Raw genomic sequence first — 12,324 nt, 5'->3', positions numbered from 1 at the left:
GACGCGGTCAGACCGCCTGAGCGCCCGCCTCCTGCAGGGCGAGGTGCTCGAGGGCCGCGGGGATGTCGCGACCCTGCGCGCGCATCGTGCGCGCCCAGAGGCGCCCGGCACGGTACGACGACCGCACGAGGGGCCCCGCGAGGACGCCGCTGAACCCGAGGTCCTCGGCGATCTCCTTGAAGTCGACGAACTCCTCCGGCTTCACCCAGCGGGCCACCGGGAGATGGCGGGGGCTCGGCCGCAAATACTGCGTCAGCGTGATGATGTCGGTGTGCGCCTCGCGCAGCCGCTCCAGCGCGTCGATGACCTCGCCGTACTCCTCGCCCATGCCGAGGATGAGATTCGACTTCGTCACGAGACCGGCGTCGTGCCCCTGGCGGATCACGTCGAGCGACCGGTCGAAGCGGAAGGCCGGCCGGATGCGCTTGAAGATGCGCGGCACCGTCTCCACGTTGTGCGCGAAGACCTCCGGGCGCGCCTCGAAGACCTTCGCCAGGAGCTCGGGCCTCCCGCTGAAGTCGGGAACGAGGATCTCGACGCCGGTGCCGGGATTGAGCTCGTGGATCCTGCGGATCGTCTCCGCGTACAGCCAGACGCCCTCGTCCTCGAGGTCGTCGCGGGCCACACCGGTCACGGTGGCGTAGCGGAGGCCCATCTCGCGCACCGACTCCGCGACCGAGAGCGGCTCGCGCAGGTCGAGCGGGGAGGGCTTCCCCGTGTCGATCTGGCAGAAGTCGCAGCGCCTCGTGCACTGGGAGCCGCCGATGAGGAAGGTGGCCTCGCGATCCTCCCAGCACTCGTAGATGTTGGGGCAGCCTGCCTCCTGGCAGACGGTGTGCAGTTTCTTCTCCGTGACGAGGGCGCTGAGGGCTCGGAACTCGGGGCCCTGCGTGGCCCGCGTCTTGATCCAGCCGGGCTTCGTCTCGATCGGCGTCTCCGCGTTCCTCGCCTCGATCCGCAGGAGCCGCCGCCCGTCGGGCACCGTCGCGGTCACGCGGTCACCGCCGTCGCCTCGACGGGGGCGACCCGGAGCAGGGTCTCGAGGTAGGCGTCGAGCCGCTCCTCCAGCGCGTCGGCGACGTCGAGGACGGAGATCGTCCTGCCCGCCGCGCGGGACAGGGTCGTGACGCCGGCGTCGGCGATCCCGCAGGCGACGATCGTGGCGTAAGGGTCGAGGGAGTTGTCGCAGTTGAGGGAGATGCCGTGCATCGTGACCCCCTGGGCGACCCGGATGCCGATGGCTCCCACCTTCTCGTCGCGGAACGGTCCGCGGACCCAGGCGCCGCTCCGGCCGTCGATGCGCTCGGCGTCGACGCCGAACCGGGCGCAGACGTCGATGACGACCTGTTCGAGGGCCCGCACGTGAGCGACGACGTCGACGGGCTCGGGCAGCCGGACGATCGGGTAGGCGACGAGCTGTCCCGGTCCGTGCCAGGTGATCCGGCCGCCCCGGTCGGCCTCGACCACCGGGCTGCCGTCGCGGGGGAGGTCGCTCTCCTGCGTGCGGGTGCCGGCCGTGTAGACGGACGGGTGCTGACAGAGGATCAGCGCCTGCCCGGTCGTGCCCTCGACCACCTCGGCGTGGAGGCGGCGCTGCAGCGCCAGGCCCTCGGTGTAGTCGAGCAGAGGCCCCTCGAGGCCGAGTCGCATCGTCGTCATGCGGTCACGCTACCAATTGTTGGACCGAGTACAAAAAAGCGATCCGCAGCGCCCGGTCCGCCCGGTGCCGCTTCGTGAGCCGAGCGGTTAAGATTGGGGCACCATGGCAACCTTTGGATCCCTCTCCGACCGCCTCGCGGCCACCCTCACCAATCTCCGCGGCAAGGGCAAGCTCTCGCCCGCCGACGTCGACGGAACCGTCCGCGAGATCCGACGCGCGCTGCTCGACGCCGACGTCGCGCTCGAGGTCGTCAAGAGCTTCACGCAGGCGATCCGCGAGCGCGCGCTCGGCGACGAGGTCAACAAGGCCCTGAACCCGGCGCAGCAGGTCGTGCAGATCGTCAACGAGGAGCTCGTCCAGATCCTCGGCGGCCAGCAGCGCCGCCTCGAGTTCGCGAAGCGGCCGCCGACGGTCATCATGCTCGCCGGCCTCCAGGGCGCCGGGAAGACGACCCTCGCGGGCAAGCTGGCGAAGTGGCTGAAGAAGGAGGGGCACACCCCGCTCCTCGTCGCCTCCGACCTCCAGCGCCCCAACGCCGTGACGCAGCTCCAGGTCGTCGGCGAGCAGGCCGGGGTCCCCGTCTTCGCGCCGGAGCCCGGCAACGGCGTCGGCGACCCGGTCAAGGTCGCCAGGAACGGCGTGAAGTTCGCCGCCGACAAGCTCTACGACACCGTCATCGTCGACACGGCCGGGCGCCTCGGCGTCGACGCCGACCTCATGAAGCAGGCCGCCAACATCCGGAAGGCCGTCGACCCCGACGAGGTGCTCTTCGTCATCGACGCGATGATCGGCCAGGACGCCGTCGCGACCGCCAAGGCCTTCCAGGACGGAGTCGACTTCACCGGTGTCGTCCTGACGAAGCTCGACGGCGACGCCCGCGGTGGTGCGGCGCTGAGCGTCGCGCAGCTCACGGGCCGGCCGATCATGTTCGCCTCGACCGGGGAGGGTCTCGACGACTTCGAGCCGTTCCACCCCGACCGCATGGCGTCGCGCATCCTCGACCTCGGCGACATCCTCACGCTCATCGAGCAGGCGCAGGGCGCGTTCGACGAGGCCGAGGCGCGCGACATCGCCGAGAAGTTCGCGACCGACAGCTTCACGCTCGACGACTTCCTCAAGCAGATGCAGCAGCTGCGCAAGATGGGGTCCATCAAGGGCATGCTCGGCATGCTGCCGGGCGCCAAGGGCATGCGCGAGCAGCTCGACAACTTCGACGAGCAGGAGATCGTCCGCACCGAGGCGATCATCCAGTCGATGACGAAGGCGGAGCGAGCGAACTCCAAGATCCTGAACGGCTCCCGGCGTCTCCGCATCGCCCGCGGTTCCGGCATGACGGTCACCGACGTCAACCAGCTCGTCAGCCGCTTCGAGCAGGCCGCCAAGATGATGAAGACGGTGGCCAAGGGCGGGATGCCCCAGGTTCCGGGGATGGGTCCGATCCCGGGTGCGGGCTTCGGCGGCGGCCGCAAGCAGGTCGCCAAGAAGAAGGGCTCGAAGGCGGGCAACCCGGCGAAGAGGGCGGCGGAGAACGCGCGCCTCGCCGAGGGCAAGCCCGTGGCTCCTGCCGCCGGGTCCGGCACCGGGTTCGGTCTCGGCAAGGGGGGCAAGGCCGCTCCGTCCGAGGAGGAGCTCGCCAGCCTGCAGAAGTTCCTGGGTCGCTAGCCGCCGCCCTTGCGCGCTCGATGCGTGTAGGTGTCGGCGGTCAGGCGACGCCGTCGCGAAGCTCGGCGACGAGCGAGGCGACCACGGCCTTGAGGCTCCCGTCGTTCTTCGCCGCGACGGCGAGCTGCCGCTGGTAGCTGGCTCCGTGGGTGAGGATGCGCTCGATCCCGTGGAGCTCGTCGAGGCAGCCGAGCCTCTCGGCCGCGGGTTCGAGGTGGCGGAGGAGCTCCTCGGTGTCCTCCCGGACGAGGCGCTCGTCTCCGGCCGCGTTCTGGATGATGATCGCCTCCATGCCGTAGCGGGCCGCTCGCCACTTGTTCTCGCGGACGAACCAGGGCTGCATCGTCGGCAGGGTCTCGCCGCGGTCGAGCCGCTCGGAGAAGTCGTCGACGAGGCACTGGACGAGCGCCGCCATCGCCGCCACCTCGGCGACGCTGGAGATCCCGTCGAAGACGCGCACCTCGATGGTCCCCCACTTGGGCGAGGGGCGGATGTCCCACCGCAGCTCCGAGTGGTGGTCGATCACGCCCGTGTGCGTCATGTCGCGCACCATCTCTTCGTACGCGCCCCACTCGTCGAACTGCGGTGGGAGGCCCGCGGTGGGGAGCTGCTGGAACATCAGCGCGCGGTTCGACGCGTAGCCGGTCGCCTCGCCCACCCAGAACGGGCTCGACGCGGTCAGCGCCTGGAAGTGCGGCAGGTAGGTCAGCAGCGCGTTGAGGATCGGCAGGACCTTCCGACGGTCGTCGACGCCGACGTGCGCGTGCACGCCCCAGATCATCATCTGACGCCCCCACCAGCGCGTGCGGTCGATGAGCGTCTCGTAGCGCTCGCTGTCGGGGGTCACCTCCTGCTGGAACCACTGGCTGAACGGGTGGGTGCCCGCGCAGAGGAGGTCGGCGTTCATCACCTCCGCCGACGCCCGGACGGCGTCGATCGTCGTGGCGAGATCGTCCACGGCGGAGGCGACCCGGTGGTGGACGCCCGTGACCACCTCGACCGTGTTGGTGAGGAGCTCGTGTGTGACGCGGACCCCGTCGTCGTTGAGGTGACGGAGCGACTGCAGGATGCTCGGGGCGTGCGGCGCCAGCTCCCCGCTCGTCCGGTCGACCACGGCCAGCTCCCACTCGAGGCCGAGCGTGGACCGTTCGGATCGCCCGAACTCGATGCGGGGAGTCTCTTCGTGCATGGCCGACATCCTGCCAGCAGGAGCCCCGGGGTCACGTCGGCAAGCGCGCATCCGACGAAGAACCGGCCCGATCTTTGCACGCTGCGCACGAATTTTCGGAGAGCGGTCGGCACACGCGATCACGACGGTTCCGCGGGGCGGACCGTGGGCTACCGTGACGTGACGGGACCAGCGCCGGACGGGTTGAGCTTGTGCTGGCGCCCCCGGGGGTCCCAGGCGAGGAGGAGACCCGATGCAACTGGTCGTTCGTGGGACGTCGACGCGGCTCGCAGGGGAACTCGACATCCCGGTGTCGAAGTACCACGCCCACCGGGCCCTCGTGCTCGCCTCCCTCGCTCCCGGGCGGAGCGTCATCACGGGCGTGTCGACGACGCGCCAGGTCGAGTGGACGGTCGGAGCCCTGCGTGCCCTCGGAACGCGGATCACCGTCGTCGACGGCACCTACGTCGTCGAGGGCGGCCCGTACCGGGCGACCGACGTCATCGACCACGGGTCCCGCGGCGCCGAGGGTCTCCTGAACATGGGATCCTCCGGCACGACGCTCTACTTCATGACCGGGCTCGCCGCCCTGGCCGACCAGCCGATGACGCTCACCGGCATGAAGTACTTCCGCCGACGCCCCATCAAGGCGCTCCTCGACTCGCTCGGGCAGATGGGGGTGTCGCTCGAAGCCGAGCTCGACCGGCCGCCGGTGACGGTGCAGCCGGGGCGGCCCACCGGGGGAGAGGTGTCGATCGCGGGCACGCTCAGCCAGTGGCTCTCGGGCCTGCTCCTGCTCGCCCCCTTCGCCACCTCCGACACCGTCATCCACGTCACGGGCGGCACGCTGAACGAGCAGCCCTACGTCGACCTGACGGTCCGCATGATGCGCCTCTTCGGCCTCGTGGTCGAGCACGACGACGACTGGCTCACGTTCCGCATCCCCGGCAACCAGCAGGCGGTCCCGCACGACTACGTGATCCCGCCCGACATCGGCTCCGCCGCCTTCGGGATCGCCGCGGCGGCCATCCACCCGTCGGACGTCCTGTTCCGCGGCCTCTCCGCGATCTCGTCGAGCGACACCGACCACCCGGAGGCGGAGTTCCTCGACCTCGCCCGGGACATGGGCGTCCCCCTGTCGCTCGACGAGGCCACCGGTTTCGTCCGCGTCGTGAACGACGGCTCTCCGCTCCGCGCGATCGACATCGACTGCCAGCCCATCCCGGATCTCCTGCCGATCCTCGCCACGATGGCGACGTTCGCCTCGGGCACCTCGACGTTCCGGAACGTCGGGCACATCCGGTTGAAGGAGTCCGACCGCGTGTCGGCGATGCTGCAGCTCAACACCCTCGGCGGCAGCGCCGACCAGACCCAGGACGAACTCCGGGTCACCGGGGCCGCCGGGCCGCTCCGCGGGGCGCCGCTGTCGTCGTTCAACGACCACCGCGTCCTGATGTCGCTCGCGATCGCCTCCACCCGGGCGGAAGGGGCGTCCACGCTCACCTATCCGCGGGCCTACCGCATCTCCTACCCGACGTTCCTCGAGGCGATGACCTCGATCGGGCTCGACCTCGACATGGGCGACGCCTCGAACGGCGAGACGAGCGACAACGTCGACTTCGAGCGCGACGACCTCGCCGAGCAGGCCTCGCTGCAGGAGGCCCCGCTCGAGCTCCAGGACGTCGACGCCGACCCGCTCGTGCTGAGCGACCGGGTGAGACGGCTCTCGCGGACCAACCCCGACGATCCCGCCGTCATCGAGGTCGGCGGCGTCGAGCCGGTGACGACGACCTGGCGCGAACTGCAGGAGGAGGCCGACCGCGTCTCGCAGCTCCTGATCGAGCTGGGCGTGCAGAAGGGCGAGTCCGTGGCCCTGCAGCTGCCCAACTGGAAGGAGTTCACGGCGATCACCCTCGGCACCGTGCAGATCGGAGCCGTCGCGACGCCGATCATGCCCGTCTTCGGCCCGCGCGAGACCACGATGACGCTGGCGCGCTCGAGGGCCCGCGTCGTCTTCCTGCCGAACGTCTTCCGACGTCGCCGCCCGGCGATCGAGCTCCTCGAGGTCGTCGACGAGGCCCGGGCCCAGAAGCGCCGCCTCTCGCTGGAGCACGTCGTCGTCCTGCGGTCCGAGAGCCGCGGCGACGCCGGCGCGCGGAGCGAGGTCACGCCGATCCCCGCCGGGGCCGCAGCGGCCGCCGAGGCCTCGGGCTGGAACTGGCGGTACTACGACATCGCCCTCGGCGCCGTGCAGCCCGACGTCCCTCTCATCGAGAGCCTCGCCCCGCGACCCGACGACATCTGCCAGCTCCTGTTCACCTCCGGCACCACCGGCGAACCCAAGGGCGTCCAGCACCCCCACCGGACCCTCGGTCTCGCCACCGCCATGGAGGTGTCGCACCTCGGCCTCACCGGGGACGACCGCATCTACATCCCCTCGCCCCTCGCCCACCAGACGGGCTTCCTCTACGGGATGCTGCTCTCCTGGCGGCTCGGCGTCGCGAGCGTCATCCAACCGGTCTGGGACCCCCGGGTCGCGCTGGAGCAGGCCTTCTCCCGGTCCGGGGCCACCTTCGTGCAGTGCGCCACGCCGTTCCTCACCGATCTCGTCGCCGAGGTCGAGGGCGGGTTCCCTGCTCCTCGGAGCCTCCGGATCTTCGTCGCGACCGGCGCCGCGGTGCCTCGAGCGCTCGCCGAGAAGGCGACCCGCGTGCTCGAGACGAGCGTGCTCGGCGCCTTCGGGACCTCCGAGACCTGTCTCGGTGCGCTCTCGACCCCGCAGGATGCGCCGGAGGACGCCTGGGGCAGCGACGGCCGTCCGCTCCCGGGCATCCGGCTCCGCATCGTCGACGACGAGGGGGTCGAGCTGCCCAGCGGCGCCGAGGGCAACTACGAGCTCTACTCGCCGACGATGTTCGGCGGCTACCTCGACCGCCCCGACCTCACGGACGACGTCTTCACGAAGGACGGCTGGTACCGCACGGGCGACCTCGCGCGGCTCGACGACAAGGGATTCCTCCACATCACCGGCCGGGTCAAGGACGTCATCAACCGCGGCGGCGAGAAGATCCCCGTCGTCGAGATCGAGAACCTCCTCTACCAGCACCCGCTGATCTCCGACGCGGCTATCGTGGCCATGCCGGACCCTCGTCTCGGAGAGCGCGCCTGCGCCTTCGTGGTCGCCTCGCGAGACGACGACCGACTCGACTTCGCCACCATGCAGAGGTACCTCGGCGACGCCGGGGTGTCGAAGTACTACTGGCCGGAGCGTCTGGAGTACATCGACGAGATCCCGCGCAACGTCGTCGGCAAGGTCCAGAAGAATCTCCTGCGCGAGCAGGCCGCCACCCTCGTCGCCCAGTCGACCAGCACGACCGTCAAGGAGAAGTGACCATGACCGTAACGGCCATCGCCCCGACCGCGTTCGACGAGGCCGAGTTCCAGGCCCTGAAAGACGAGATGACCGCGTGGGTCGAGGGCCCCGGCGAGGAGTACGCCGACGAGATCGAGGCCACCGGCGAGGTGCCGGCGCGGCTCCTGCCGGAACTCCGCGACCGCGGCTACCTGTCGCTCGCCGCCCCCGTCGAGCTCGGCGGCCGCGGTATCCCCTTCTCGCGCTACCTGGAGCTGATGGAGATCGTCTCCCGGTCGCACGCGTCGGTCCGGATGCTCGTCCACGTGATCAACGGCACCTGGCGAGCCATGGTCGACTTCGCGACCCCCGAGCAGATGGAGGAGGTCGTCAAGCCGTCGATCGCGGGCCGGAAGCTCGTGGCGTTCACCCTCACGGAGGCGACGGCCGGAACGGGGCAGGATCTCCGCACCACCGCCCGCCGCGAGGGCGACACCTGGTACCTCAACGGCGAGAAGCACATGATCACGTTCGGCGTGAAGTGCGACTACTGGCTGATCGCCGCCCGGATCGAGGGCTCCACCGACAAGAACGGCTTCGTCGCGTTCCTGATGCCGAACTCCGGTCTCCCCGGGGCCGAGGTGATCGACGACTCGCAGACGATGGGCATCCGCGGGACCGACCACGCGATCCTGCGCTTCACCGAGACCCCCGTGCCGGCCTCGGCGCTCCTCGGCGAGGAGGGGGACGGCCTCCGCGTCGCCCTCGGTGGCTTCCTCCTGCCGAGCCGCGTCTCGGTCGCGATGAGCGCCGTCGGCCTCGCCGAGCGCGCGCAGGAGCTGGCGGTCGAGTATGCGAACCGGCGCGAGACGTTCGGCAGGAAGCTCGCCGACCGCCAGGCGATCCAGTTCTACCTCGCCGAGAACTACGCCGACATCCAGGCGGCCCGCGCCCTGGTGATCGAGGCCGCGAAGGCGTTCGAGGAGTCGCGTCCCGACGCCGGCGTGCTCTCCAGCGCGTCCAAGATGATCGCGGTCGACATGCTCGCCCGCGTGACGGACAAGGCGCTGCAGGTCCACGGCGGCCAGGGCTACTGGAAGCGCAACACGATCGAGCGCGTCTACCGCGACGCCCGCGCGCAGCGCTTCGAGGAGGGCACGAACGAGATCCAGAAGCTGATCGTGGGACGGGCCGTCGTCACCGGCGCCGTCTCGTTCTGATCGCGTCCGGCGTCCCCACCCCTTCCACCTCTCCGAGTCAGAAAGGCCCTCCGTGGCTCCCGAAACACCCGCCCGCCCCGTCGCCCTCGTCACGGGCTCGTCCCGCGGCATCGGCAAGGTCCTCGCCCTGAAGCTCGCCGCGCGCGGCGTCGACGTGGTCGTCAACTACAAGAAGAACGCCGACCTCGCGGAGGAGACCCTCCGGGAGATCCGTGCCGCGGGTGCGGACGGTCTCACCGTGCAGGCCGACATCGAGCAGCCCGACGACATCGACCGGCTCTTCGCCGAGGTGACCGAGCGCTACGGCCGCCTCGACCTCTTCGTCGCGAACGCCGCAGCCGCGGCCTTCAAGCCGGTGTCGCAGCTGAAGCTCCACCACCTCGACCGGAGCTACGCGACGAACACGCGCTCGTTCGTCCTGATGGCGCAGCGCGCCGCCGAGCTGATGCCCGACGGCGGTCGCATCGTCACGGTGACGAGCTACGGCTCGCTCCGCGCCTTCCCGACCTACGCCGCGCTCGGAGCCGCGAAGGCCGCCAACGAGGCGTGGGTCACCTTCATGGCGACCGAGTACGGCCCCCGCGGGATCACGGTCAACGCCGTCAACGGCGGCCTGATCGACACCGATTCGCTCGACTACTTCTACGGTTCGGTCCCCGGCATGGCTCCCATGGAGACGGTGCTCGAGAAGATCCCGCTGCAGCGCAAGGGCACGGCCGACGACATGGCCGACGCGATCGACTTCCTCCTGAGCGACCGGGCCGGCTACATCACCGGGCAGACGCTCTCCGTCGACGGCGGCCTCACGATCGTCGCCCCGCCGTTCTGGGCCGACACGACGAGCCCCCTGCGCGACGCGGTCCTCGGTGCCTCCGACGCCTCCTGAGTCCACGGACGCGCTCGACGTCACGTCGACGCCTTGGTCGCTGGGCCGGCTCCGGCTCCAGCACCGCGTCGTCGTCGGCAGCATGCACACGGGTCTCGAGACGCGCGACGACGGGGGAGAGGCGCTGGCGCGCTTCTACCGGGAGCGGGTCGAGGGCGGCGCCGACCTCGTGATCACCGGCGGTCTCGCCGTCAACGCCGAAGGACGGGGCGGCGTCGACTACGCGGTGCTCGGAGACCCGGCGTCGGACGCGCGGTTGCGGGTCGCCGTGGCAGCAGTCCACGAGGCCGGCGGGGCCATCGCCGCGCAGTTGTTCCACGCGGGGCGGTACGCGCTCACCGAGGGGCTCGTGGGGCCGGACGGGGAGGCGGCCGAGGTGGTCGCGCCCTCCGCCGTGGCGTGGCGCGGGGCGCGGGGAGCGGTGCCGCGCGCTCTCGACGAGGCGGGCATCCTGCGGACCATCGACGACTTCGCCCACGCCGCCCGGACGGCCGAGGGCCTCGGCTTCGACGCGGTCGAGCTGATGGCGTCCGAGGGCTATCTCGTCAACCAGTTCTGCTCGCCGATCACGAATCTGCGCGACGACGCCTGGGGCGGGGACGCGGCGCGGCGTCGACGCTTCGCCGTGGCGGTCGTCGACGCCATCGGGGCCGCCGTGTCGCCGGGTTTCCCCGTGAGCGTGCGGATCTCCGGCGACGACCTCATGCCGGGCTCCTCCACCCCCGGAGACGTCGACGACCTCGTGCGGGCGCTCGTCGACGCGGGCGTCGACGGCATCAGCGTGGGGGTCGGCTGGCACGAGTCGCGGGTCCCCACGGTGCAGGCCGCCGTGCCGCACGGGGTGTGGGTGCCGCTCGCGGAGCGCATCGCGGGGGTCGTCCGTGAAGGCTCCCGCCCGGGCGTCGCCGTGATCGCGAGCAACCGTCTGACCGATCTCCGCGACGCGGAGGACGTCCTGCGCCGCGGGCGGGTCGACGCCGTGGCGATGGCTCGGCCCTTCCTGGCGGATCCGGCGATCGTCGCCAAGAGCCTCTCCGGCCGTTTCGACCTCGTCACCCCCTGCATCGGCTGCAATCAGGCCTGCATCGACCGGTCGCTCTTCGGCCGAGCCGTCTCGTGCCTCGTCAACCCGCGTGCGGGTCGCGAGCTCGAGTTCGCGCTCGTGCCGTCGCGCAGGAACCGGAGGGTCGCCGTGGTCGGCGCCGGTCCGGCCGGGCTCTCAGCGGCCCTCGACCTCGCCCGACGCGGCAGCGACGTCACCGTCTTCGAGGCCCGCCCGGCGCTCGGCGGTCAGTTCGACCTCGCGGCGTCGATCCCGGGCAAGGAGGACTACGCGGGTCCGGTCGACTCGTTCCGGGCCGAGCTGGAGCTCCTCGGGGCGACGATCGTGACGGGGCGGCGGGTCGCCGTCCCCGACCTGGTGTCGTTCGACCACGTCGTCGTCGCGACGGGGGTGGAGCCGCGGGCCCTCGACCTCCCGGGCGCGGACCTGCCTCACGTCCTGACGTACGAGCGGGCTCTCCGCGAGGGCGTCCCCCCGGGCAGCGTCGCGATCGTGGGCGCCGGTGGCATCGGGATCGACACAGCGACGTTCCTCGTCGAGTCGGGTCGCGAGTCGGTCCGCGCTTCGGCATTCGCCCGCGAGAACGGTCTCCCGGAGGGGTCGACCGCCGCGGCGTCCGCGCCGCAGCGGCGAGCCGTCGCGCGTCCGCACGAGGTGCGCCCCGGCGCTTCCGTGACGGTCCTGAGCCGCTCCGGGACGTTCGGGAGCGGCACGGGCCCCACCTCCCGCTGGGTGGCTCTCGGTCGCCTCCGGGCCGCGGGTGTCCGGCTCGTCGGACCGATCGAGTACCGCGAGATCCGCGCCGGCGTCGTCGACGTCGTCGACGAGTCCGGCGCCGTCGTCGAGGTCCCCGCCGACGTCGTGATCGTCTGCGCGGGGCAGGAGCCGGTCCGAGGCCTGGTCGAGTCGCTCGCCGCCGCGGGTCTGCCGCACACCGTCGTCGGCGGGGCGCTCGACGCCTCGGGTGTCGACGCGGTCCGGGCGACGACCCAGGGTCTCGAGGCCGCGCGGGCGATCGCGCCCTGATCCGCCCAGCCCCGCCCCGGCCGCCGGGCAAACCCTGTCCTCTTGGGCCGGTACAGGTCCGCCTGAATTCAGGCGGCCCTGAAACGACGCCTCCGCGGTGCCGCATGGCCGTCACGCCGACCGACGCGCCGTTTCCGCCCGCCCTGAATTCAGGCGGATCTGAAACCCGCGCGGGCGTCGCGCGGACGGAGGCGGGCCGGGACCGGTCCGGATATTCAGATGCGCCTGAATTCAGGGGGAGCTGTACAGGCTCGGAGACACACGTTTTCCCGCGGCGAGCGACATGG

The 12,324-nt window shown here is 71.3% G+C and carries 8 protein-coding genes; 5 read left to right on the top strand and 3 right to left on the bottom strand.

The features are described 5' to 3' along the window. Positions 1 to 7 precede the first annotated feature (7 nt). Complete coding sequence (gene lipA / locus AS850_RS09410; protein ID WP_119868881.1) at positions 8 to 994, bottom strand: lipoyl synthase; 987 nt, start codon at positions 992 to 994, stop codon at positions 8 to 10. Next, complete coding sequence (gene lipB / locus AS850_RS09405; RefSeq protein WP_119868880.1) at positions 991 to 1,659, bottom strand: lipoyl(octanoyl) transferase LipB; 669 nt, start codon at positions 1,657 to 1,659, stop codon at positions 991 to 993. The genes lipA and lipB overlap by 4 nt, the downstream gene beginning before the upstream one ends. A gap of 103 nt (positions 1,660 to 1,762) precedes the next feature. Between lipB and ffh the strand changes: the two genes are divergently transcribed. Next, complete coding sequence (gene ffh, locus AS850_RS09400; protein WP_119868879.1) at positions 1,763 to 3,322, top strand: signal recognition particle protein; 1,560 nt, start codon at positions 1,763 to 1,765, stop codon at positions 3,320 to 3,322. Positions 3,323 to 3,362: 40 nt separating this feature from the next. Here ffh and AS850_RS09395 read toward each other — a convergent pair whose 3' ends face one another. Further along, complete coding sequence (locus AS850_RS09395) at positions 3,363 to 4,511, bottom strand: glutamate--cysteine ligase (protein ID WP_119868878.1); 1,149 nt, start codon at positions 4,509 to 4,511, stop codon at positions 3,363 to 3,365. 232 nt (positions 4,512 to 4,743) lie between these two features. Between AS850_RS09395 and aroA the strand changes: the two genes are divergently transcribed. The 4 genes from aroA to AS850_RS09375 are packed head-to-tail and all read left to right on the top strand — an operon-like array spanning position 4,744 to position 12,037. Beyond that, a complete protein-coding gene (gene aroA / locus AS850_RS09390; protein ID WP_119868877.1) occupies positions 4,744 to 7,881 on the top strand; it encodes a 3-phosphoshikimate 1-carboxyvinyltransferase in 3,138 nt (1,045 codons plus the stop codon). A 2-nt stretch (positions 7,882 to 7,883) separates the two neighbouring features. Further along, positions 7,884 to 9,062, top strand: a complete 1,179-nt coding sequence (locus tag AS850_RS09385; protein WP_119868876.1) for an acyl-CoA dehydrogenase family protein — start codon at positions 7,884 to 7,886, stop codon at positions 9,060 to 9,062. A gap of 52 nt (positions 9,063 to 9,114) precedes the next feature. Next, positions 9,115 to 9,948: an SDR family oxidoreductase gene (locus AS850_RS09380; RefSeq protein ID WP_119868875.1), complete on the top strand. Its 834-nt coding sequence runs from the start codon at positions 9,115 to 9,117 to the stop codon at positions 9,946 to 9,948. Beyond that, the gene (locus tag AS850_RS09375; RefSeq protein ID WP_216819720.1) at positions 9,929 to 12,037 is read left to right on the top strand and encodes an FAD-dependent oxidoreductase; all 2,109 of its coding nucleotides are present in this window, start codon (positions 9,929 to 9,931) and stop codon (positions 12,035 to 12,037) included. Before AS850_RS09380 ends, AS850_RS09375 begins: the two co-directional genes overlap by 20 nt. The last annotated feature ends 287 nt before the right edge of the window (positions 12,038 to 12,324 follow it).

This window comes from Frondihabitans sp. 762G35 (assembly GCF_002074055.1).
Classification (GTDB): domain Bacteria; phylum Actinomycetota; class Actinomycetes; order Actinomycetales; family Microbacteriaceae; genus Frondihabitans.
This window is presented reverse-complemented; position numbering and strand designations above follow the sequence as displayed.